Annotated in this window: 22 protein-coding genes; 12 read left to right on the top strand and 10 right to left on the bottom strand. The window is 64.8% G+C overall.

Going from position 1 to position 23,295, the window contains the following annotated elements; translation table 11 throughout:
- Window positions 1-25: 25 nt before the first annotated feature.
- Window positions 26-295, bottom strand: a complete 270-nt coding sequence (locus tag PO883_RS10905; RefSeq protein ID WP_289309777.1) for a GlsB/YeaQ/YmgE family stress response membrane protein — start codon at window positions 293-295, stop codon at window positions 26-28.
- 460 nt (window positions 296-755) lie between these two features.
- Between PO883_RS10905 and PO883_RS10900 the strand changes: the two genes are divergently transcribed.
- Window positions 756-1,898 (top strand): hypothetical protein, encoded by a 1,143-nt coding sequence (locus PO883_RS10900; RefSeq protein ID WP_289309776.1) that lies wholly within the window; start codon window positions 756-758, stop codon window positions 1,896-1,898.
- Between the two features lie 89 nt (window positions 1,899-1,987).
- Here the strand turns inward: PO883_RS10900 and PO883_RS10895 are convergent, their stop codons facing one another.
- From PO883_RS10895 to PO883_RS10885, 3 genes are read right to left on the bottom strand one after another with little or no spacing between them, the layout of a single operon-like run.
- The gene (locus PO883_RS10895) at window positions 1,988-2,557 is read right to left on the bottom strand and encodes a YceI family protein (protein ID WP_289309775.1); all 570 of its coding nucleotides are present in this window, start codon (window positions 2,555-2,557) and stop codon (window positions 1,988-1,990) included.
- Between the two features lie 50 nt (window positions 2,558-2,607).
- Window positions 2,608-3,162, bottom strand: a complete 555-nt coding sequence (locus PO883_RS10890) for a YceI family protein (protein WP_167090421.1) — start codon at window positions 3,160-3,162, stop codon at window positions 2,608-2,610.
- Window positions 3,163-3,190: 28 nt separating this feature from the next.
- Window positions 3,191-3,718, bottom strand: a complete 528-nt coding sequence (locus tag PO883_RS10885; RefSeq protein WP_289309774.1) for a cytochrome b — start codon at window positions 3,716-3,718, stop codon at window positions 3,191-3,193.
- 184 nt (window positions 3,719-3,902) lie between these two features.
- On the opposite strand from PO883_RS10885, the gene PO883_RS10880 reads away from it, so the two are divergent.
- Window positions 3,903-5,828 carry a TonB-dependent siderophore receptor gene (locus tag PO883_RS10880; RefSeq protein ID WP_289309773.1) on the top strand — a complete coding sequence of 642 codons (1,926 nt, stop codon included), beginning with the start codon at window positions 3,903-3,905 and terminating at the stop codon, window positions 5,826-5,828.
- Between the two features lie 192 nt (window positions 5,829-6,020).
- Here the strand turns inward: PO883_RS10880 and PO883_RS10875 are convergent, their stop codons facing one another.
- Both PO883_RS10875 and purB read right to left on the bottom strand, forming a co-directional pair.
- Window positions 6,021-6,590 (bottom strand): glycine zipper 2TM domain-containing protein, encoded by a 570-nt coding sequence (locus PO883_RS10875; protein WP_289309772.1) that lies wholly within the window; start codon window positions 6,588-6,590, stop codon window positions 6,021-6,023.
- Between the two features lie 151 nt (window positions 6,591-6,741).
- A complete protein-coding gene (gene purB, locus PO883_RS10870) occupies window positions 6,742-8,121 on the bottom strand; it encodes an adenylosuccinate lyase (RefSeq protein WP_289309771.1) in 1,380 nt (459 codons plus the stop codon).
- Between the two features lie 177 nt (window positions 8,122-8,298).
- Here purB and PO883_RS10865 point away from each other — a divergent pair, with 177 nt between their 5' ends.
- From PO883_RS10865 to PO883_RS10835, 7 genes are all read left to right on the top strand, one after another.
- Window positions 8,299-8,907 (top strand): glutathione S-transferase C-terminal domain-containing protein, encoded by a 609-nt coding sequence (locus PO883_RS10865; RefSeq protein WP_167090411.1) that lies wholly within the window; start codon window positions 8,299-8,301, stop codon window positions 8,905-8,907.
- 17 nt (window positions 8,908-8,924) lie between these two features.
- Window positions 8,925-9,971, top strand: a complete 1,047-nt coding sequence (locus tag PO883_RS10860; RefSeq protein WP_289309770.1) for a LacI family DNA-binding transcriptional regulator — start codon at window positions 8,925-8,927, stop codon at window positions 9,969-9,971.
- Window positions 9,972-10,175: 204 nt separating this feature from the next.
- On the top strand, window positions 10,176-12,458 hold the full coding sequence (locus PO883_RS10855) for a TonB-dependent receptor domain-containing protein (protein ID WP_289309769.1): 2,283 nt from the start codon (window positions 10,176-10,178) through the stop codon (window positions 12,456-12,458).
- A gap of 63 nt (window positions 12,459-12,521) precedes the next feature.
- On the top strand, window positions 12,522-14,372 hold the full coding sequence (locus PO883_RS10850) for an alpha-amylase family glycosyl hydrolase (protein WP_289309768.1): 1,851 nt from the start codon (window positions 12,522-12,524) through the stop codon (window positions 14,370-14,372).
- A gap of 43 nt (window positions 14,373-14,415) precedes the next feature.
- Window positions 14,416-15,354, top strand: coding sequence for a PfkB family carbohydrate kinase (locus tag PO883_RS10845; RefSeq protein WP_289309767.1), 939 nt, complete (start codon window positions 14,416-14,418; stop codon window positions 15,352-15,354).
- 17 nt (window positions 15,355-15,371) lie between these two features.
- The gene (locus tag PO883_RS10840; RefSeq protein ID WP_289309766.1) at window positions 15,372-16,718 is read left to right on the top strand and encodes an MFS transporter; all 1,347 of its coding nucleotides are present in this window, start codon (window positions 15,372-15,374) and stop codon (window positions 16,716-16,718) included.
- 37 nt (window positions 16,719-16,755) lie between these two features.
- Window positions 16,756-17,679, top strand: a complete 924-nt coding sequence (locus tag PO883_RS10835) for a PfkB family carbohydrate kinase (protein ID WP_289309765.1) — start codon at window positions 16,756-16,758, stop codon at window positions 17,677-17,679.
- Here the strand turns inward: PO883_RS10835 and bfr are convergent, their stop codons facing one another.
- The 3 genes from bfr to PO883_RS10820 all read right to left on the bottom strand — a co-directional run bounded on the left by bfr (window position 17,680) and on the right by PO883_RS10820 (window position 19,186).
- Entirely contained in the window at window positions 17,680-18,156 is a 477-nt protein-coding gene (gene bfr / locus PO883_RS10830; protein ID WP_054265020.1) for a bacterioferritin, read from the bottom strand. It lies immediately after the preceding gene.
- Between the two features lie 104 nt (window positions 18,157-18,260).
- Window positions 18,261-18,965, bottom strand: a complete 705-nt coding sequence (locus PO883_RS10825) for an energy transducer TonB (protein WP_289309764.1) — start codon at window positions 18,963-18,965, stop codon at window positions 18,261-18,263.
- A gap of 8 nt (window positions 18,966-18,973) precedes the next feature.
- Entirely contained in the window at window positions 18,974-19,186 is a 213-nt protein-coding gene (locus tag PO883_RS10820) for a bacterioferritin-associated ferredoxin (RefSeq protein ID WP_167090400.1), read from the bottom strand.
- 236 nt (window positions 19,187-19,422) lie between these two features.
- Between PO883_RS10820 and PO883_RS10815 the strand changes: the two genes are divergently transcribed.
- From PO883_RS10815 to PO883_RS10805, 3 genes are read left to right on the top strand one after another with little or no spacing between them, the layout of a single operon-like run.
- Window positions 19,423-19,689 (top strand): FeoA family protein, encoded by a 267-nt coding sequence (locus tag PO883_RS10815; RefSeq protein WP_167090398.1) that lies wholly within the window; start codon window positions 19,423-19,425, stop codon window positions 19,687-19,689.
- Window positions 19,690-19,709: 20 nt separating this feature from the next.
- Window positions 19,710-21,602, top strand: coding sequence for a ferrous iron transporter B (locus tag PO883_RS10810; RefSeq protein ID WP_289309763.1), 1,893 nt, complete (start codon window positions 19,710-19,712; stop codon window positions 21,600-21,602).
- Between the two features lies 1 nt (window position 21,603).
- Complete coding sequence (locus tag PO883_RS10805; protein WP_289309762.1) at window positions 21,604-21,834, top strand: hypothetical protein; 231 nt, start codon at window positions 21,604-21,606, stop codon at window positions 21,832-21,834.
- Between the two features lie 70 nt (window positions 21,835-21,904).
- Here the strand turns inward: PO883_RS10805 and PO883_RS10800 are convergent, their stop codons facing one another.
- Window positions 21,905-23,293, bottom strand: a complete 1,389-nt coding sequence (locus tag PO883_RS10800) for an alpha/beta hydrolase (protein ID WP_289309761.1) — start codon at window positions 23,291-23,293, stop codon at window positions 21,905-21,907.
- Between the last annotated feature and the right edge of the window lie 2 nt (window positions 23,294-23,295).

The following is a 23,295-nucleotide window of genomic DNA, read 5'->3' as shown; positions in this document are numbered from 1 at the left end:
GCGTTGGTCATGGGGAGAGCGGCATTCAGCGTACTTTGCCGCGACGCAGCAGGTTGACGATGGCCAGCAGGATGACGGCGCCCAGGAAGGAGACCAGCAGCGACGACATGCTGAAGTCATCGGCATTGATGGTGCCGGTGCCGAACAGGGGAGAGAGCAGCCAGCCGCCCAGGAAGGCGCCGACAATGCCGACCACCACGTTCAGGATCATGCCTTGTTGGGCATCCGTTTTCATGACCATGCTAGCCAGCCAACCCAAGATGCCGCCGACGATGATCCAGATGATGAATAACATAATGATTCCTCCAGTTGGTTAAGTGATTTACCCCCGGCCCCATGCAATCGCCGGGCCATGGGAAAAGAATAATTCGCCCGTTTTGCACGGTCGGTGCGGCAACGAACGTAATGGACGAATCAACATCTTTCCGATGATTCGTCGCCGCTACGCCGGCCATCATCCCGTGCGGGGCGGCGCGCCGCCGGCAGCGGGCGTGCACGCTACGGTGCAGCCGCCGATAAGGCGAACCCAGCCCTATCCATTCCCACTGTGCCGCTGCCGCCACGCGCATCGTTGATATAGGCCAGCGAGCGTCGCACGCTGCGCCGCACCAATTTTTATGCCATTTGGAAACACTGTTTTTGAGTGCGGCAACGTACGGAAGCATTGTTCCGCCGGCATTATCGTTTCGTCACTGGCATTGATTTCCAGGTTTGCATGCGAGCCCCGCACATCAAAAATTCGAAAGGAAATTGAAATGAGCAATGACGACAGCACGACCCAAAAAGATTCCCGCATGGTCACCGGCCTGTTCCGTGATCGCGACAGTGCGGAGCGGGCTTACACCTCCCTCTCCGACCGCGGCTACAGCAAGGACGACGTCACCTTGATGATGTCGGACGATACCCGGAAAACCTATTTCAACGATACCGATACTGAACTCGGCAGCAAAGCGGCTGAAGGCGCTGGCGTTGGCGCCGGCATCGGCGGCACCATCGGCGCTGTCCTGGCTGGCATCGCCGCCGTCGGCACCACCCTGGTCCTGCCTGGCATTGGCCTGGTGGTGGCCGGTCCGATCGCAGCGGCACTGGCCGGTGCTGGCGCTGGCGGCATCGCCGGCGGCCTGGTTGGCGCACTGATCGGCGCCGGCATCCCTGAAGAGCGCGTCGTGCATTACGAAGAAGGCATCAAGAGCGGCGGCATCCTGATGGGCGTGAATCCACGCAACGACGAGGACGCCACCCACATCGAGCGCAGCTGGACTGAAAACAAAGGCGAGCACATCATTGGTACCGGCGTCGGCGCCGGCGCTGGCGCACTGACCGGGGCCGGTATCGGCGCCGCTGCCGGCCCGATCGGCATGGCGGCCGGTGCGGCCATCGGCGGCATCGCCGGCGGCCTGGCAGGCAAGGGCGCTGCCGAAGTCATCAACCCGAAACTGGGCGACGACCTGCACGAGCATCATTTTGCCAAGGGCATGGGCGCCGGTAGCGGCGCGGCGATGGGCGCGGCCGCCGGTGCGGTCGGTGGTCCGGTCGGCATGGCGGCAGGCGCGGCAATCGGTGCAATGGCGGGCGGCATGGCCGGTAAAGCGGCTGGCCAGCTGGTCAATCCGGAAGAAGAGTCGGCTTACTGGCGCAGCTCGTACCAGAGCGCGCCGTACTATTCGCCAGGCTACACCTATGACGATTACGGTCCTGCCTACGAACTCGGCTACAACAGCCGCGGCCGTTATGCCGGTACCAGCTTCGATTCGGTGGAGAACAACCTGTCGGACGAGTGGGAAACCGTCAAGGGCAAATCGCGCCTGAACTGGCAGCAAGCCAAGTCGGCCACCCGCGCGGCATGGGATAAAGTCGAGCGCGCCATTCCGGGCGACTTCGACCGCGATGGCCGCTAAGCCGGACTGACTAGTCCAGGCGGCACGTAAAAAAGCCTCGCTTCCCGTCAGGGAAGCGAGGCTTTTTTACATCTGGCGCGAAGGATTGCTTAGTTCTTGACCGCTTCGACCTGGATCATCAATTTGACTTCCGGTGCGAATGGCGGCACGGCGTAGCTGATGCCGAAATCGGTGCGCTTGAATTCAGCCGACGCATCGGCGCCGCAGACTTCCTTCTTGTGCATCGGGTGGATGATGCACTTGAACTTGTTGATCGTCAGGGTCACCGGCTTGCTGATGCCGTGCAAGGTCAGGGTGCCGTCGACCGATACCGGGACGTCGCCCTTGAAGGTGATCGATTTCGAGGTGTAGGTCACGTCCTTGAACTTGGCGACATCGAACATGTCTTCGTTCTTGGCGTGCTTGTTCAGTTTTTCGTTACCGAAATCGAGCGAATCGGCATCGATCTTGATATCGATCGCACCGGTTTTCCCGGCGCGGTCGAGCGTCACGCTGCCTTCGGTCTTGGTGAACTTGCCGCGCAGGATGGAAATGCCCATGTGGTCGGCTTCGAAGCTCGGGAAAGTATGGGTCGGGTCGATCTTGTAGGTGTCGGCGGCGAAGGCGGCGGTCGCGGTCGCGGTGGCGAGCATGGCAACGATCAGGTGCTTGAGTTTCATGGGTGTCCCTTGAGTTAACTGTTTGGTGTGTGAGGAAGAAGCTAGTGCGTTTACTGCGCCGCGCTGACGCGGAATTTGATGACGACTTCATCGGCCACCATGCTGGTGTCTTTCCACTCGCCGTCGCCGATGTTGTAAGCAAGGCGCTTGATGGGCAGGGTGCCGTCGAAGGTGTGCTTGCCGGCCTCGGTTTTCACCGTCAGCGGAAAGCTGACATCGGTCGTCTTGCCCTTGATCGACAGCTTGCCGGTCACCGTCATCTTGCCCGGGCCGGCCGCCTTGATTCCCGAAGAGACAAACGTCGCTTTAGGAAACTGTGCGGAGTTGAACCAGTCTTTCTTGGCTACTTCCTTGTTCATCAGCGGATCGCCCAGGTCCAGGCTGGTCGTGTCGATCTCGACACTGGCTTTGGCGGCGTCCGGCTTGGCCGCGTCGTAATCGATGCTGGCCGTAAATTTGGTGAACGTCGCTTCGACCGGCACGTTCATTTGCTTGAACGAGGCCGACACCATGCTTTTGGCCGGGTCGGTCTTGAGCGGCACGGCGTTGGCGACCAGCGCCACGGCGAGCAGGGAGGCAAGCAAAGTGCCATTGGTAAACTTCATACAATCTCCTTGGGATGAATAGGGTGGCTTACGGCAGCATGCGCTTGAGCACGCCATCGCGGTCGATGAACTGGTGTTTCAGGGCGGCCGCCAGGTGCATGGCGACGGCGCTGGCCAGCCCCATGTTGAGCCAGAAATGCACGCCTTTGAGCACCGGTTTCAAGTCCGGATCGGCAGCCATGATGACGGGCAGCTGGAACAGGCCGAAATAGACCACCGGAATGCCGGCCGACAGGGTGTACAGGTAGCCCGACACCGGCACCGCGAACATCAGGAGGTAGAGCACGCCGTGCAAGCCGTGGGCGGCGCCTTTTTGCCAGGCGGGCATGGCGGCCGGATAGGCGGGCGCGGCGTGGGTCAGGCGCCACAGCAGGCGCAGGGCGGCCAGCGCCAGCACGGTCACGCCGGCCCATTTATGCCAGGAATAGTATTTGAGCTTGGTCGGCGTGAGGCCGGGAATGTCGGTCATCACCAGGCCCATGATGAAGGCGCCCACGATCAGCAGGGCGATGAGCCAGTGGAAAATAATCGCGGTCAGCGTGTAGCGTTCCTGCATGGACCTGCTCCTGGAAATAGTACGTATTAGGACTAATATACCAAATAAACAGCATCGCCGCTTGCGAAGGGCAGATTACCATAGTGTGGGCGCCGTGCAGCGCGTTGACTATCGTAAAATTGCCTGATGCCCGGTTCGGCGTCGATGCCGGGAATCCTGGTTGCATCGTTGAGCTTGGAGCGGCATGACTACGACTTTTTCTCGCTGGATCGGACTCGCGCCGCTGCTGCTGGCGCTGCCGGTGTCGGCGCAGCTATCGGCGTTCGCGGCGGGCACCGTGGCCGACATGTCGATCGAGGAACTGGCCAATAACGAGGTCACGTCGGTGTCGAAAAAGCCCGAGCGCCTGGCCGCCGCCGCCGCCTCGGTGTTCGTGATCACGGCCGACGACATCCGCCGTTCGGGCGCGGCCACGGTGCCCGAGGCGCTGCGCCTGGCGCCCAATTTGCAGGTGGCGCAGGCCAGCGGCTACGGCTACGCCATCAGCGCGCGCGGCTTTAACGGCAGCCGCAATACCGTCCCCAACAAACTGCTGGTGCTGATCGACGGACGCTCGGTGTATTCGCCCTTCTTTTCCGGGGTGAGCTGGGATGCCCAGCAAGTCATGCTCGAAGACATAGAGCGGATCGAAGTCATCAGCGGCCCCGGCGGCACCTTGTGGGGCGTGAATGCCGTCAACGGCGTCATCAATATCAGCACGCGCGCCGCCAGCGCGACCCAGGGCAGCCTGGTGGCGCTGCGCGCCGGCCAGCGCGGCAATAGCGTGGCGCTGCGCCAGGGCGGGGGCGGCGACTGGCGCCTGCACGCCACCGATGTCAACGAGCGCCACACGGAACTGGCCAGCGGCGCGCCGGTCAGGGATGCGCGCCACCAGTGGCAGGCCGGGATGCGGCGCGACTGGGGCAGCGGCGCCGAGCAGTTCAGCGTGGCCGGCAATGCCTATCGCGGCGCGCTCGACCAGCCGGAGCCGGGCGCGCTCTCCACCGGCACCAAGCTCGACCTGGGCACGGTCCGCTCGTCCGGCGCCAGCCTGACGGGGCGCTGGACCCACGCCCTGGCCGGCGGCGGCAGCGTGATGCTGCAGGGCTACATCGACCACAGCGAGCGCGAGGTGCCGCCGACGTATGCCGAACGGATCCAGGTGGCCGACCTGCAATTCCAGCACAGCCTGCCGGCCAGCGGCATCGGTCAACTGGTGTGGGGTGCCAATGTGCGCCACACCTGGGATGCGGTGACCAACAGCAAGACGGTCGCCTTCCTGCCCGCCAAGGTGAATCAGGACTGGGCCAGCCTGTTCGTGCAGGACGAGCTGGCCGTGCGCGAGGACCTGCGCCTGATCCTCGGGGCGCGCGTCGAGCGCAACGACTACACCGGCGCCGAATACCTCCCCAGCATGCGCCTGGCCTGGCAGCTCACGCCCACCCATGCGCTGTGGGGCGGCGCCTCGCGCACGGTGCGCGCGCCGTCGCGCCTCGGCGCCGACACCTTTATTCCCGGCAACGCCCCGTTCATACTGCGCGGCGGGCCGCAGGTGCGCTCCGAAGTGGCGCAGGTGTTCGAGCTCGGTTATCGCGGCCGGCCGCTGCCGCAGCTGTCGTACTCGGCCACGGTGTTCCACAACCGCTACGATTACTTGCGCACCCAGGAAGTCGATGTGAGCGGCACCTTTTTGACCTTCGACAGCAAGATGGAAGGCAAGGCTAGCGGCATCGAGATGTGGGGCAGCTATCAAGCCACGCCGTACTGGCGCCTGAGCGCGGGCTGGATGGTGCTGCACCAGCGCTTCTGGCTCAAGCCAGGCAGCAACGACGCGGCCGGACCGCGCACCAGCGGACGCGATCCCTCGCACACGGCGCAGCTGCGTTCCACCTTCACCGTGGCCGATGGCAAGGAACTGGAGCTGGCCGTGCGCAAGGTGGCGCGCCTGGAAAGCGACAAGGTGCCCGGCTACCATGCGCTCGATGCGCGCTTCGGCTGGCGCCTGCGCCGCAATGTCGAGCTGTCGGTGTCGGGGAATAACCTCAATGGCGCGCACGCCGAGTACGGGCCGCTGGCCACGCGCTCCGAAGTGCCGCGCGAGATCGCGCTCAAGCTGGTGTGGCTCAATTGACGTAGCCAGGTGTCGCGCTACCGGTTACTGCGGCGCCGATCCTGTGCGCCGTTGACTTATGATCCGTCGTTTCCGGCACTGCCGGAAACGACTTTCCGGCACTGCCGGAAACGACTTCCCGGCACTGCCGGAAACGACGGGATCGTCATTTAGCGATCTTTTTTGAGTCAGTGTGCTTCGCGCGCCGCCGTCTTACTTGTTGCGGTTGGCGATTTCGTTGCCCAGGAAGCCGCCACCGATCACACCGGCCACCGTGGCAATCTTCTTGCCCTTGCCGCCGCCAATCTGGTTACCGATCAGGCCGCCGATGACAGCGCCGGCACCGATGCCCACATAGTTAGGCTGGCTGGCCTGCGGCTGCGGCTGCGGCTGCTGCTGCTGCACCGGCAGTGCGCGGTAGTTGTCCGACCGGTGTTGCGCAACCCGGGTGTGCTGCGGTGCACGGTGCTGCGTATGAACTGCTTTCTTTGCCACCGGCTTGTCGTACACGACTTCCGGTGCCGGCTGCGCGGCTGGCGGCGAATACTTTGCCACCATCATCTGTGCGTCGGCCAGTTGCTGGGCCGTCGGGGTTGGCTGTGCCGCGAGTGCCTGGGGCGCCAGCAGTGCTTGCGGCGCCGTGGCGGCCGCGCTGGTGTCGGCCTTGGAGCTTGGAAGCAGGCCAGTGATGGCCGCCGTGCCCGCCACGCTGAGCGCGATGACCGACAGCGCCGCTGCCGCCATCAATGGGTGAATCCGCGAGGCTTTGTTGATCTGTTCCATGGTAGTGCTCCTGTTCGTTTGATCTTGAGTAAAAGATTAACGGAGGATACCCCCGGCAGCTAGCCCGAAAGCCGTATCAGTCGTAAGTGAATGTAAAACGGGCCCGCAGGCCCGTTTTTACGTTGTGCGTCACATCACGCGGTCCACCAACTCAAATAGCCTTGGCCAGCTTGGCCGCAATGCCCACGTAATTGGATGGCGTCATCGCCAGCAGCAAGTCTTTCGCTTCCTGCGGAATCGCCAGGGTCAGCACGAACTCGCGCAGCGCATCCTTGGAAATGCCCTTGCCGCGCGTCAGCTCCTTGAGCTGCTCGTACGGGTTGGCAATCCCGTAGCGCCGCATCACGGTCTGCACCGGCTCGGCCAGCACTTCCCAGTTCGCGTCCAGGTCCTGCTCCAGGCGCGCCGCGTTCACTTCCAGCTTGTTCAGGCCGCGCAGGCAGCTGTCGTAGGCCAGCAGCGCATAGCCGAAGCCGACGCCGATATTGCGCAGCACGGTCGAGTCGGTCAGGTCGCGCTGCATGCGCGACACCGGCAGCTTTTCCGCCATGTGCTTGAGGACGGCATTGGCCAGCCCCAGGTTACCCTCGGAATTTTCGAAGTCGATCGGGTTGACCTTGTGCGGCATGGTCGAGGAACCAATCTCGCCAGCCTTGGTGGTCTGCTTGAAGTAGCCCAGCGAAATATAGGCCCAGATATCGCGGTTCAGATCGAGCAAGATGGTGTTGGTGCGCGCGATTGCGTCGAACAGCTCGGCCATGTAATCGTGCGGCTCGATCTGGATCGTGTACGGATTGAAGCTCAGCCCGAGGCGCTGTTCGATCACGTTCTTGGAGAACGTTTCCCAGTCGAAATCTGGATAGGCCGACAGGTGGGCGTTGTAGTTGCCGACCGCGCCGTTCATCTTGCCCAGGATTTCAACGTCGGCAATGCGCTTGATCGCGCGTTTCAGGCGAGCAACCACGTTCGCCATTTCCTTGCCCAGGGTGGTCGGGCTGGCCGTCTGGCCGTGCGTGCGCGAAAGCATCGGCAGTTCGGCATTGGCATGCGCGATCTCGGTCAGCCTGGCGACCAGGCCTTGCAGCGCCGGCAGCATCACGCCATCGCGCGCGGCCTTGAGCATCATCCCGTGCGAGGTGTTGTTGATGTCTTCCGAGGTGCATGCGAAGTGGATGAATTCGGTTGCCGCGACCAGTTCCGGCACATCCTTGACCTGTTCCTTGAGCCAGTATTCAACCGCCTTGACGTCGTGGTTGGTGACCGCTTCGATGGCCTTGATGCGCGCCGCATGGTTTTCCGTGAAATCGCTGGCCATCTTGTCGAGCAGGGCCGTCGCCTCGGCCGAGAACGGCTTGATCTCGGCGAAGCCGGCTTGCGACAGCGCCTGCAGCCAGGAAATTTCCACCTTGACGCGGTGGTGCATGAAGCCGGCTTCGGACAGGATCGGACGCAGTTTGTCGGTCTTGGCGGCGTAGCGGCCGTCCAGCGGGGACAGGGCCGACAGCGTGGAGTAAGGAGCGGTAGAGGTCATGGGAGGGGGCGCTTAAGGAGGAGTGGGTGAACTGTGTGCATGGCTGCAAAGACCGACATTTTACCACCGGCGGCCTTGTCAAGCCCATGTTGCAAGCGCGTCCGGGCGGCTTGTCGGGGGCCATCGCACGCCGGACGCGATGCTATACTGTCGGTCAATCGTCCACTCTAAGCATCTATGAAACTCATCGGTTCCACCGCCAGTCCGTTTGTCCGCAAGGTTCGTGTCGTCATGGCCGAGAAAAAGCTCGACTATGATCTCGAACTCGAAAACGTCTGGACCGCCGAAACGACAATTCATCTGTCCAATCCGCTGGGCAAGGTGCCCTGCCTGATCATGGAAGACGGCAGCTCGATGTACGATTCGCGCGTCATTGTCGAGTACATCGACACGCTCACGCCGGTATGCAAGCTGTTGCCGCCGAACGGGCGCGACCGCTCCGACATCAAGGTCTGGGAAGCGCTGGCCGACGGCGTGCTCGACGCGGCGGTGCTGGTGCGCCTGGAAAAAACCCTGCGTCCGGAAGAGCAGCAGAGCGGCGCCTGGATCGAACGCCAGATGGGCAAGGTGCATGCGGGCCTGGCCATCATGTCGGCCAACCTGGGCGAGTCGCCTTTCTGCAAGGGCAACCATTACACCCTGGCCGACGTCGCCGTCGGCTGCGCGCTCGGCTGGATCGCCTTCCGCTTCCCCGAGATCGACTGGCGCACCGACTACCCCAACCTGGCCAAGCTGTTCGACAAGCTGTCGGAGCGCCAGTCGTTCAAAGACACGGTGCCGTTCTAAACGCGCACTGCGGGGCAATGGGTACTTCTCCACCGGATCACGCTGCAGGCAGCGCCGCGCAAAAGCGTTTGCAGATGGCCGACATCGCGCGCCTTGCCGGCGTGTCGAAAGCGACCGTGTCGCGCGCGTTGAACCGCAGCCCGCTGGTCAACGAGGAAACCCGCACCCGCATCCTGGAGCTGGCCAGTTCCCTCAAGTACACCATCAATATCGGCGCGCAAAACCTGCGGCTCAAGCAGAACCGCACGATCGGCGTGGTGGTTCCCTACGATTCGGCGACGCGCCAGCATTTGTCCGATCCGTTTTTCCTGAGCATGCTCGGCAGCCTGGCCGATGCGCTGACCGAGCGCGGTTTCGACATGCTGCTCTCGCGCGTGGACGCCGAGCAGCTCGACGCGGCCGCCATGCCTTTCGATACCGGGCGCGTGATCGGCCTGATCCTGATCGGCCAGTGGCGCCATCACGACCAGCTCAACCAGCTGGCGGCGCGCCACGTGCCGATCGTCGTGTGGGGCGCGCAGCTGCCGCAGCAGCTCTATACCACCGTCGGCGGCGACAACGTCAGCGGCGGCATGCTGGCCACCGAACACTTGATCGCGGCCGGGCGCAGGCGCATCGCGTTTTTTGGCGATATCAACCTGCCTGAAGTCGCGCAGCGCTACAGCGGCTATTGCAACGCGCTGGCCGCGCATGGCTTGCCGCTCGACCCGCAACTGCGGGTGTCGGTGTCGTTCCTGCCCGAGGGCGGCGACCAGGCGGTGCGCGAAATCGAGCGCCGCGCCGTGCCCTACGATGCGGCGTTTGCCTGCAGCGACTTGCTGGCGATGACCGCGATTAACACCCTGCGCGCGCTCGGCAAGCAGGTGCCTGATGATGTCGCCGTGGTCGGGTATGACGACATTGAACTGGCCACTTACTTCCATCCACCGCTGAGCACGATCCGCCAGCCGATCCGCGCCGCCGGACAGGCCCTGGTGGGGGCGCTGCTGGCGATCATCGACAGCAAGCCGGCCGGCTCCCTGCAATTGCCGACCGAGCTGATCGTGCGCGCCACGTCCGCCTGATCTTCCGTTCGCATCTTCCTTCCAGCGCCTGTTCGGCTAGAATGTAATCGATTGCATTAATCCACGATGTTGCGGCAAAAATGCCTCATTTCGTTGTATTGAACAGTTATGCAATCGATTGCATTAAGAATTTGCCTGAGTCATAATCTATTCGCACACACCAATAAGCGCCGGTCTACGGCGCATCCCCTACCGGAGGAGACTATGAAATTCCAGACCACACGCATGGCCGCGGCCGTGTCCATCGCGGTGCTTCACATCGGCGCCGCCGCCCAGCAAACCCCGTCCACCGAGGCGCCCGCCAGCGATGGCCTGAACATGGAGCGCGTCGTCGTCACCGGCACCAGCGGCGGCTCGTCAAAAATGAAGTCGAGCGTCTCGCTCAGCACCCTGGAGCTCGACGCCGTCCTCAAGACCGCGCCCACCAGCGCGGCCGACGTGCTGCGCGCTATCCCTGGCGTGCGCTCGGAGTCATCCGGGGGCGAAGGCAATGCCAACATCTCGGTGCGCGGCGTGCCGGTGTCGGCCGGCGGCGCGCGCTACGTGCAGATCCAGGAAGACGGCCTGCCGGTGCTGCAATCGGGCGACTTCAACTTCATCACGCCCGACAGCTACGTCAAGATCGACGGCGGCCTCGATCACCTGGAAGTGGTGCGCGGCGGTTCCGCATCGACCCTGGCCAGCAATGCGCCGGGCGGCATCATCAACTTCATCAGCAAGAACGGGGTGGAGAAGGGCGGCAGCGTCGGCCTGACCAAGGGCCTCGATTACGACACCACGCGGGTTGACTTCGACTACGGCGCGCCCTTGTCGGACAAGACGCGCTTCTTCGTGGGCGGCTTTTACCGCTACGGCGAAGGTATCCGCAAGACTGGCATGAACACCGAGCAGGGCGGCCAGATCCGCGCCAATGTCACCCATGAACTGGATAATGGTTTCATCCGGCTGTCGTTCAAGCACGTCAACGACAGGACGCCGGCCGGCATGCCGGTGCCGGTCCAGGTGAACAACAAGGTCATCTCCGAGATTCCCGGCATCGATCCGCGCGAGGTGAGCTTCTATTCGCCGCACTGGGTGCGCGACGTCACGCTCGCCAAGGATAACGGCAAGGTCGCTAGCGATGTGAACGATGGCCTGGCGGTCAAGAGCACCGCCATCGGCCTGGAAGCGCGCTTCACCCTGGGCGACGCCTGGACCCTGAGCGACAACCTGCGCTGGTCGGATAACACGGGCCGCTTTATCGGCGTCTTCGCGGGCAACAACGGCAGCATGGGCGAGTACACCTTCGCCACCGGGCCGAACGCCGGCAAGGCCTACAGCGGCCGCGCCTTTTCCGCCGTGGTATTCAATACCTCGATCGACGACGCCGGCGCGGTGTTCAACGACACCCGCCTGTCGAAGACCTTTACCCTGGACCAGGGCACCAGGCTGACCGCCACGGGCGGCCTGTACCTGTCGGTGCAAAACCTCGGGCTGACCTGGAACTTCAACGAGTACCTGATGCAGGCCAGCGGCGACCAGCCGGCGCTGCTGCGCACCGCCAGCGCCACCCCGGGCCTGGTCGGACCGGCGTTCAGCGCCTGCTGTTCGCGCGCGGTCGACATGCAATACAAGCTGACCTCTCCGTACGTGAACCTGGGTGTCGAGCGCGGCGCATTGAATGTCGACGCCAGCCTGCGGCGCGACATGCAAAGCGCCAGCGGCAGCGCCAACATCGCCACCGGCGCCACGCGCTACGATCCGGCGACGGCGCAGCGGATCGACTATGACCTTGCGCGCACCTCGTATTCGGTGGGCGGCAACTACAGGCTGGGCACCGGCCTGGCGGTGTTCGCGCGCGCCAGCGACGGCGTCGCCTTCAATGCCGACCGCATCCTGTTCGGCGCTCCGCTGGACGGCAGCGCGCCGGTCAGCATCAACACGGTCAAGCAGCTCGAAGGCGGCGTCAAGTGGCGCAAGGGCGGCATCAGCACCTTCGCCACGGTGTTCCAGGCCAAGACGCGCGAATCGAATTACGAGGCGACCACCCAGCGCAGCACCGCCAACAGCTACGACGCCAAGGGCGTCGAGCTGGAAGCGGCCTACAACGGCGGCGCGCTGCGCGTGGCCGGCGGCCTGACCTGGACGCATGCCAAAATCACCGCCACCGCGCCCGGCGCCGAGGCCATTATCGGCAACACGCCACGGCGCCAGGCCAAGGTGGTGTACCAGCTCACGCCGAGCTACGTGATCGGGGACGCCAGCTTCGGCGTGAGCGTGATCGGCACCGGCAAGTCGTGGGCCGACGACCCGCACACGATCATCATGCCGGCCTACGCGGTGGTGCATGGCTTCTTCAATTACCAGTTGGGCGAGCGTACCCAGCTCGCGCTGAGCGCGAACAACCTGTTCAACAAGATCGGCTACACCGAAGTCGAAGGCGACGGCCACGCCGCCCGTTCGATCAGCGGCCGTGCCATCAAGGCCACCATCAAGTACGCGTTTTAAGTCCCGCCGCGGCCGGCGCATTCCCAGCGCGCCGGCCGCTGCCTCCTCTCTTTTTTGGCAACCATGACCACACTCTCTCCGCGCCAGCGCATGCTCGATCCGCTGCCGCTTCACCTGCGCGAGCAGGCGGCGCAGCGCTACACCCGGCACGAACCGGTGCTGCTGGACCGCCTGCGGCGGCTGTACGGCCATCGCGCCGATTTTCACGCGTGGTACGCGGACCTGATGGGCGCCGTCGGCGCGCTGCACGGCGCGCGTTCGCCCGAGCTGCTGGCGCAGGACGCCAGGCGCGCCGCCGATCCGGCCTGGTTCACCAGCGAGCACATGCTCGGCTACAGCGCCTACGTGCAGCAGTTCGGCGGCAGCCTGCGCGGCGTGATCGGGCGCATTCCCCACTTGCGCGAGATGGGCGTCACTTACCTGCACCTGCTGCCGTTCCTGCGCCCGCGCGCCGGCGATAGCGACGGCGGCTTTGCCGTGGCCAGCTTCGACGAGGTCGATCCGGCCCTCGGCAGCGCGGCCGACCTGCTGGACCTGACGGCGGCGCTGCGCGGCGCCGGCATCAGCCTGTGCTGCGACCTGGTGCTCAATCACGTGGCCGACGATCACGCCTGGGCGCTTGGCGCCAAGGATGGCGACGCGGCGCTGCGCGACTACTTCCATGTCTTCCCCGAGCGCGAACAGCCGGATCGCTACGAACAGACGGTGGGCCAGATCTTCCCCGAGGCGGCGCCCGGCAACTTCACCTGGGTCGACCCGATGCAGGCGTGGGTCTGGACCACCTTCTATCCCTTCCAGTGGGACCTGAACTACGCCAATCCGCACGTGCTGGCGGCGATGGTGCGCAGCCTGCTGGGCCTTGCCAACCGCGGCGTGGAGGTGTTCCGGCTCGATTCGACCGCCTTCCTGTGGAAGCGCGAGGGCAGCGACTGCATGAACCAGCCGGAGGCGCACGAACTGCTGCAGGTGCTGCGCGCGATCGTGGAGATCGCCGCGCCCGGGGTGCTGCTCAAGGCCGAAGCCATCGTGCCCACGCGCGAACTGCCCGCCTACTTCGGCGACGCCGGCGGCGGCGCGCGCGAATGCCACCTGGCTTACCACAGCACCCTGATGGCGGCCGGCTGGGCCGCGCTGGCCGAGCAGGACGCCGGCCTGCTGCGCGCCGTCGCCGCCGCCACGCCGGCACTGCCGCCGGCCGCCAACTGGCTGACCTATGTGCGCTGCCACGATGACATCGGCTGGAACGTGCTGCGCGCGGAGGCCCGGTCGCCGCAGCGGCTGGCCGCCATCGCCGATTTTTACGGGGGCGGCGACAGCGCCAGCTTCGCCGCCGGCGTGGCGTTCCAGACCAGCGCCGGGCGCGCCGTGCATGGCACCAATGGCAGCGCCGCCGCGCTGGCGGGCCTGGAGACGGCCCGCGGCCCGGAGCAGGAGGCATGCGCGCTGCGCCGCCTGATGCTGCTGCATGGCCTGGCGCTGGCCTTCGGCGGCATGCCGATGCTGTACATGGGCGATGAACTGGGCATGCAAAACGATCACGCGTATCTCGACGATGCCGAGCGTGCGCGCGACACGCGCTGGGTGCAGCGCGCACCGTTCGACCAGTTGCGTTACGCGCAGCGCCACGATCCATCGACGCCGGCCGGGCGTGTGTTTGGCGCCTTGCGCGCGCTGCTTGAACGGCGGCGCAGCTTGCCGGTGCTGGCCGCCGATGCGCCGCGCACGCTGCTCGACACCCCATACCCCGCCTTGCTGGCCCTGGCGCGCGGCGAGCGTTTTTTGAGCCTGTCGAATTTTTCGGCGCAGCCGCTCTCGTTTCGCCTGTCCGATATCGGCGCGGGGCAGTGGCCGGGCGCGGGCGACGCCATCACGCTGGCGCCCTGGGACATGCTGTGGCTGGAACGCCGGGCGTAGTATGATTTTTAACGATGGATCAGGTTTAATGAGGGCGGCAGACATGGAGATGGCGACAGGATCGATCGTGGTGTTCGGGGAGGCGCTGGTGGACGATTTCGTTAGCGAGCAGGTGGTGGGCGGCGCGCCCTTCAACGTGGCGCGCAACCTGGCGGCATTCGGCAGCGCGCCCTTGATGATCACGCGCATCGGCGACGACCAGGCCGGCGCGCTGCTGCGCGCGCAATTCGAATGTTTCGGCCTGGCGCAGCAGGGTTTGCAGCGCGATCCCACCGAGCCGACCGGACGCGTGCTGGTCGAACGCGGCGAGCACGGTCATCGCTTCACCATCCTGCCCGACCAGGCCTATGACCACATCGACAGCGCCGCCGCGCTGGCCGCGGCCGCGGCATGCACGCCATCGACCGTGTATTTCGGCACGCTGGCGCAGCGCCACCCGACCTCGCGCGCGGCGCTGCGCGCGCTGTTGCGCTCCTGCGACGCAGTGCGCTACCTGGACCTGAATGTGCGCGAAGGCCAGGTCAGCGAGCGCTGCGTGTTCGAGTCGCTGCACGAAGCCGACATCGTCAAGGTCAATGAAGAGGAACTGCGGGACCTGTTCGGCTGGTACACCCACACGCGCCAGGACACCGGCGACATGGGCGGCAGCGGGGTGCGCGGCGCCTGCACGGCCCTGATCCGCATCTTCGCGCTCGACGCCCTGATCGTCACGCTCGGGCCGCGCGGCTCGGTGTACTTCGGCGCCGACGGCGCCACCCTGGTCCATGCCGATACCGTCAAGCCGGCGCGCATGGTCGACACGGTCGGCGCCGGCGACGCCTTTTCCGCGCTCTTCCTGCTGGGACGCGAGCGCGGCTGGCCGCTCGAACTCACCCTGGCCCGCGCCAACGAGTTTGCCGGCGCCGTCTGCGCCATTGCCGGCGCGGTGCCGGCCGAACGCGCCTTTTACGCGCCCTATGTCGCGCGCTGGCTCGCCGACTGACCCCACGAAAGAGCACCATGTCGACCACCAAACCCACCTTGTCGTTCTGGCAGATCGTGAACATGAATGTCGGATTCTTCGGCATCCAGTTCAGCTTCGGCCTGCAGCAAAGCAGCATGAGCCCGATCTACAACTACCTCGGCGCCGACGAGGCCAGCCTGCCCTACCTGTGGCTGGCCGGCCCGGTGACGGGGCTGATCGTCCAGCCCATCGTGGGCGCCCTGAGCGACCGCACCGTCACGCGCTGGGGGCGGCGCACGCCGTACTTCCTGCTCGGCGCGATCCTGTGCAGCATTGGCCTGCTGGTCATGCCGTTCAGTCCCACCCTGTGGATGGCCGCCAGCCTGCTGTGGATTCTCGATGCGGCCAACAATGTGACGATGGAGCCGTACCGCGCTTTTGTGAGCGACAAGCTCGATCCCGCGCAGCATTCGCTGGGCTTCATGACCCAGAGCGCGTTCACGGGACTGGGGCAGACCCTGGCCTACCTCACGCCGTCGCTGCTGGTGCTGGCGGGGATGAACAAGGATGCCGTCAACGCCAGCCAGATTCCGCACATCGTCATCGCCGCGTTCTTGATCGGCGCGGTGTTTTCGATCGCGTCGGTGCTGTGGACACTCAGGACCACCAAGGAGCATGCGTTGAGCGCGCGCGAGCTGGCGGCGATCCGCAGCCAGCCGCAGGGCTTTACGCACACCCTGCGCGAGATCGGCAGCGCGATGCGCGAGATGCCGCCGACGATGAAGCAGCTGGCGCTGGTCAAGCTGTTCCAGTGGTACGCCATGTTTTGCTACTGGCAATACATCACGCTGTCGCTGGCCACCACCATCTACGGCACCACCGACCCGGCCTCGCAGGGCTTTCGCGACGCCGGGCTACTCAATGGCAAGGTCGGGGCGTTCTATAACTTCGTTGCCTTTATCGGCGCCTTCGCGCTGGTGCCGTACACGCGCCGCCACGGACCGAAGGCCACGCATTGCGTGTGCCTGGCGCTGGCCGGGATCGGCATGCTGGCGATTCCCCAGATTCAGTCGCCGGCGCTGCTGTTGATACCGATGGTGGGCATCGGCCTGGCCTGGGCCAGCATCATGGGCAACCCGTACATCATGCTGGCCGGGAGCATTCCGCCCGAGCGCACCGGCGTCTACATGGGCATCTTTAACATGTTCATCGTGATCCCGATGATCATCCAGATTGTCACGCTGCCGCTGTACTACCGCAGCTGGCTTGGCGGCAATCCCGAGAACGTTATAATGCTGGCCGGCGCCCTCATGCTGTGCGCGGCGGCGGCGGTGCTGCGCGTAAAGGTCGATCAACCGCGGCGCGCCGATGCGCCGTCCGCGCTCGCCGGCGCCAAGCCATAGGCGTTCCCGGCGCCGCAATGCGCAAGGAACGCAGAAGATGACAACCGTAGTGTATGGCGAGGCCCTGGTCGACGACTTCCTCAGCGAGCAGGTGGTGGGCGGCGCGCCGTTCAACGTGGCGCGCCACCTGGCGGCATTCATGTCGCCGCAGCTGGCGATCACGCGCATCGGCAACGACCGTAACGGCGCCATCGTGCGCGCCGAGTTCGAGCGCTTCGCCATGTCCGACGCCGGCCTGCAGCTCGACCAGATGGAAGAAACCGGGCGCGTCGCGGCCCGGCGCCATATGCGCGGCCACCGCTTCGTGATTTTGCCGGGCCAGGCCTACGATTACATCAATCCGGAGCAGGCGCTGGCCGCCATCGAGTCGGTGGCTGCGTCGGCGATCTATTTCGGCACCCTGGCGCAGCGCTGTCCGCGTTCGCGCGACACGCTGTACGCGCTGCTCGACGCCAGCAATGCCACGCGCTACCTCGACCTGAACCTGCGCGAAGGCCAGTTCGACGAGCGCTGCGTGTTCCATTCGCTGCACGCGGCCGATATCGCCAAGGTCAACGAGGAAGAACTGCAATCGCTGTTTGCGTGGTATGTCGATATCCATCCAACGTCGCCGCCGCTGGAAGGCGACGAGGTGCGCGCCGCGTGCGCGGTGCTGGTGCAGTTGTTCGGGCTCGAGGCGCTGATCGTGACCCTGGGCCACCGCGGTTCGGTGTACTTCGGGGCCGACGGCACGGTGCTGGTCCATCGCGACAATCCGCTGCCACCGTTCGTGATCGATACGGTAGGGGCGGGCGATGCGTTTTCGGCGATGTTCTTGCTGGGCCGCATGCGCGGTTGGGAACTTGGCATGACCCTGGCGCGCGCCAACGAGTTCGCCGGCGCGGTGTGCGCGATCCCCGGTGCGGTACCGAGGAATCTCGCCTTTTACGACAAGTGGGTGGCGCGCTGGCGCGCCGGGTAATTATGCGTGCTCGCCCATCTGGCTTTGCAGGTAGTTCTGGATGCCGACCTTGACGATCAGGTCCAGCTGCGTTTCGAGCCAGTCGATGTGTTCCTCGGTGTCTTCCAGGATCATCAGGAACAGGTCGCGCGTGACGTAGTCGCCGGCCACTTCGGACGCGGCGATGCCTTCCTTGACCGTGGCGTGCGCGGCTTGCTCAAGTTTCAGGTCGCATTCGATCATTTCCTGGGTCGATTCGCCGATCAGCAGCTTGTGCAGCGCTTGCAGGTTCGGCAAGCCGTCGAGCATCAGGATGCGGTCGATCAGCTTGTCGGCGTGCTTCATCTCGCCGATCGATTCTTCGTATTCTTTCTTGGCCAGTTTTTCCAGGCCCCAGTGGCGGTACATGCGCGCATGCAGGAAGTACTGGTTGATCGCGGACAGCTCATTGGTCAACTGTGCGTTGAGCAGCCGGATGATGTTCTTGTCGCCCTTCATGGGAGGCTTTCTTTAATGATGGAGAGTATGTTCATCATAGCAAAAAACGCGGCAGAATGACGAAAAGCCCCTCGCGGGGCCATCGTTTGTTGCTCCCAAACCGATCAGCTGGCGAGCTGGAAGGTCAGCGGGACAATCACGTAGACCGAGACCGGATGGCCATCTTCCACGTGCGGCTTGAACACGGCGCGCAAGGCGGCCTGGCGGCCCGCTTCGTCGAGGCGCGAGGAGCCCGATGAGCTCTGTACCTTGACCTGGTCGGGCATGCCTTTTTCATTGACCAGGATGAGCAGCACGACCTTGCCCTGTTCGCCCATGCGCTTGGACATGGTCGGGTACACCGGCTGCGGCGGCTGGATGTATTCGACGCCGGAGGTGATCGTTTTGGGACCTGGCGCCGGCGGGGCCGGCGGCGCCGCCACGGCCACCGGCGCGGCTGGCGCCTCGGTCACGGCAGGGGCCGACGCGGGCGACGCGGTAATCGTATTCTGGAGCGGCGTTTGCACGATCTGCGTCGGCGGCACGATCACCGGCGGCGGTGGCCGCAGCCTGGCGATCGAGACGGTTTTCGGCGCGGCGGGGGCGGCCGGCCTGGGTGGCGGTGGCGGCGGGGCGACAAAGGTCACCATCACCGCTTGCGGGATCGCTACCTCGACCATGCGGTGCAGCAGGCCGCTCGAAATCAGGTAGAACAGCACCGCGTGGATGGCAAGCACGGCGGCGAAAGGGCCGAACTTGGCGCGCAGCTTCGCCACCACGGCGGTGGGATCGCCCATGCCGGCGTCGGTGGAAAAGGTCATTGCGCTCATGGCGATACTCAGGCGGTTTGCGCCGAGCGGAACGACAGCTCGGTGGCGTGGATTTTGCTGTCGAGGTGTTCGTTCAGCACTTGTTTGGCGCAGCTGGCGCATTTGCCGCAGCAGGTGGCCACGCCCAGGTCGCGGCGCAGCTCGGCCATCGACGACAGGCCCAGATCGACCGCCTGACGAATTTCGCGGTCGGAAATGTTATTGCAAACACAGACGATCATCGAAGCACCTTCCTTTGACTTGGCTTTGCGTTGGCTCAGCGGACAATCTTGCCGCTTTCACTATAATGAGAATCATTATCATTAAGATTTGTATTCTGTCGCAACTCCAGATCGTTTGCAAGTGGTTTTCTCAAAAAAGGGCCAACTCCAAATAGAAATAAGTCGCATTTACGTTTATGATGCTAGTATCCAACACGATGTAGCGCGAATTCCACTTATCTTAGTGAAGTGACAATATGACTCTTGCCCCCACCCTGATCACGCTCGATGCCCTCGTTCCCGGCCAGAGCGGCACCGTGATCCATATCGCGCCGTGTGCGGCGGACGCGGGCGGCGGCGTCGATGTCGCGCGCCGCCTGATGGAGCTCGGCTTCGTGCCGGGCGAGTCGATCCGCATGCTCAAGCGCTTGCCGGGCGGCGATCCGGTGGCGGTCAAGGTGGGCGACTCCACCTTCGCGCTGCGCCGCTTCGAGGCGTCGCTGATCTCGCTCAAACCGGAATAACCGAAACAACGGAAACGACAATGGGTGCTGTAGAACCACAAGTCCAGGCAGTGACGCGCACGCCGCTCATTGCGCTGTTGGGCAATCCGAACTGCGGCAAGACTGCCCTGTTCAACCGCCTCACCGGCGCGCGCCAGAAGGTCGCCAATTACGCCGGCGTGACCATCGAGCGCAAGGAGGGCAGTTTCACTTCGCCCATGGGGCGCGCCTATAAAGTACTGGACTTGCCGGGCGCGTACAGCCTGGCGGCCACCACCCCCGACGAAGCCATCACGCGCGACGTGGTCGGCGGCCTGCGTGCGGGCGAACCGGCGCCCGACGCCGTCGTCTGCGTGGTCAATGCCACCAACCTGCGCCTGAACCTGCGCCTGGTCCTCGAAATCAAGCGCCTCGGCTTGCCGATGGTGCTGGCGCTGAACATGGTCGACGTGGCCAACAAGCGCGGCATCAAGATCGACAGCGCCAAGCTGGCGCGCGAACTGGGCATGCCCGTGGTCGAAACCGTGGCCGTGCAGAGCGGCGGCGAAATTGCGCTGCTCAAGGCGCTCGACCTGATGCCGCACGCGGCTACCGTGAAGGCCGCGCCGCTGTCGGCCATCGATGCCGTGCCGGTCGAAGAAACCCAGCGCGAAGTGCGCCGCATATTGGAGGCGTGCGTGAGCTACGCCAACGATACCGGCAACCTGTCCGAAAAAATCGACGACGTGGTGCTGCATCCCGTGTTCGGCCCGATCCTGCTGGCGGTGCTGATGTTCCTGGTGTTCCAGGCGGTGTTCAGCTGGGCCGCGGTGCCGATGGAAATGATCAGCGGCGGGGTCGAAGCGGTCGGCGCCTGGGTCGGCGGCATGATGAGCGAGGGCTTGCTGCGCAGCCTGCTGGTCGAGGGCATCCTCGGCGGCGTCGGCAGCGTGCTGGTATTCCTGCCGCAGATCCTGATCCTGTTCTTTTTCATCCTGGTGCTGGAAGACTGCGGCTACCTGCCGCGCGCCGCCTTCCTGCTCGACCGCGTCATGGGCGGCGTCGGGTTGTCGGGACGCGCCTTCATTCCGCTGCTGTCGAGCTTTGCCTGCGCCATTCCGGGCGTGATGGCCGCGCGCACCATCCAGAATCCGCGCGACCGCCTGGTGACGATCATGATCGCGCCTTTGATGACGTGTTCCGCGCGCCTGCCGGTGTATGCGCTGATCATCGCCGCCTTCATTCCCAACCGCGACGTGGGCGGCGGGTGGATCAATCTGCAGGGGCTGGTGCTGTTCATCCTGTACTTTGCCGGCATCTTCAGCGCCATGGCGGTGGCCTGGGTGATCAAGCGCTTCATGGGCGCCAACAGCCACCAGCCGCTGATGCTGGAACTGCCCAGCTACCACTGGCCGCACCTGCGCAACCTGGCGCTGGGCCTGTGGGAGCGCGCCAAGATCTTCCTGGTCCGCGTCGGCACCGTGATCCTGGCGTTGATGGTGCTGCTGTGGTTCCTGTCGAGCTTCCCCGGCGCGCCGGAAGGCGCCACCCAGCCGCCGATCTATTACAGCATCGCCGGCATGCTGGGCCGCGCGCTGGCCGTGCTGTTCGAGCCGATCGGCTTCGGCTGGCAAATCTGCATCGCGCTGGTGCCGGGCATGGCCGCGCGCGAAGTGGCCGTGGGCGCACTGGGCACCGTGTATGCGCTGTCGCAGACCGGCGACGAACTGGCCACCACGCTCGCGCCCATCATTTCGCAATCGTGGTCGCTGCCGACCGCGCTGTCGCTGCTGGCCTGGTATGTGTTCGCGCCGCAGTGCATCGCCACCCTGTCGGTGGTGCGGCGCGAAACGGGCAGCGTGCGTTACGCCTTCATCATGGCCGGCTATATGTTCGCGCTGGCGTATGCCGCCTCGTTCATCACTTACCGCGCCGCGATCGCGATGGGAGCCTGATATGCTGGAGAACCTGATCGTTGCATTGATCGTCGCCGTGGCCGCATGGTATGCGGCGTCGAAATACCTGCCTGCCACCTTGCGGGCCAAGCTGTTCGGCAAGAAGAAAGCGTCCGCCGGCTGCGGCAGCGGGTGCAGCAGCTGCGGAACGTGCGAGGATGGGCCGGCGGCGCCGCGCATCGATGCGGGCGCGCCGCCATCACGGCGGGTGATCCAGCTTCACCTGAAGTAAACCGGCTTCCCTCAGTGCTTCCGCGCATTGGCCGGCGCGACCCGCCGCCGGGTTCTTCGCGCCTGGACGTTTAGTCCGGTGCACTCAAATCGATCGGCGTCACATAGCCATATTTTCCCGGCACCACATCGTAGGTATGCCGGTACGGCGGGTAACCCCTTACCTTGATCGTCAATTCATACCTGCCTTCGTTCAAGCCGACAAACGAAAAAAACGATTTGAACATGTAATCCTGGCCTGCCATGTTGGCTTCGAGGGTGCGGTCCCTGGTGTCGGCGCTCGGCGTGATCTCGCGCCGGTCGCTGCCGTTGGCAAGTACGATCGACTCGATCTCGATGTCGCGCCGGCCTGCGCGGAAGCTGCCGGCCGGGTTGTCGGCCGGCGTGACGTCGGCGCCGATGTAGCCGGACAGGATGCCCTGCGGCGTGAGCTGGAAGGCCAGGTCGGGGATGCCGCCGGGGCCGATGGTCACCTGCGTGCTGGCCGGCGTGGTCTTGAATGCGCGCGTCACCAGGCCCACGTTGTAGGTGCCGGGCGGGAAAGGGCCCAGTTCGCGCCCGCTGTCGAGCGCGTTGAGCGGCCACACGATCCGCTCGCGCGCCGCATCGAGCGGTGTCAGTACCAGCACCGGCGTCGAGGCCGATGTCTCGTCCGGCCGCGCGTACGAGAACGCCACCCGCAGATTGCCCTTGCCCGCCGCATGCTCATCGCTCCCGCGCTGGTCGGCCTCCTTGAGCAGTGCCGCGTACTGCGCGAACACCTGCGGCGACGACAGGATGCCGACATGGTCTTCGTCGTAGCCGAACACGCGCCGCGCTTCCGATTGCGCGTCCGCCCGCAACTGGCTGGCCAGGGTGATGACGCCGTCACTGCTGGCAGGGCGCAGCATGCTGTAACGTCCGCCGTGGCCGAAGAACAGGTAATAATCGATCTCGCGCGGAAGCGGTTTTTGAAACAGCGTTTGCACGAAGCGCCCGCCAGCCCGCACATCGTTCCACGACGGGATGACGGCGGGAGAGTACGCGACGCCCTGGTCGGCCAGCGCGTCGCCGCCCCACGGCGCCGACAAGGTGATGAACAGTTTCGCGCCCGGGAACTGGTCGCCATAATTGGCCAGGAACGAGCGCACCACCAGGCTGCCCATGCTGTGCGCGGTCAGGTAGAGCCGGTCGAAATGGTAGCGCCTCTGCAGATTGCCGAGTTTCCAGTACAGCAGGTAGGACATGGAATCGAGCGAGGAGCCGGACGGGTAATAGAAAATCCATGGCTGGTAGCGGCTGCGGTCCAGGTGCTGGAGGAAGTAGGCCCAGTCCTGTGGCGAGCCGGCCGCGCCGTGCACGAACAGCACCGGCGTCTTGCGCGGATCGTACTCTTCCAGGAAGTAGATATTGCCGCCCACTTCCTTGAAAAAATCGACCGGCGCCCAGTAGCCGCGGCGCCCGGCATCGGCCGAAAACAAGG

This window comes from Massilia sp. DJPM01 (assembly GCF_030348125.1).
GTDB classification, from domain to species: Bacteria; Pseudomonadota; Gammaproteobacteria; order Burkholderiales; family Burkholderiaceae_D; genus Telluria_A; species Telluria_A frigida.
The sequence above is the reverse complement of the archived record's forward strand: the minus strand, read 5'-3'. Positions and strand labels throughout refer to the sequence as shown.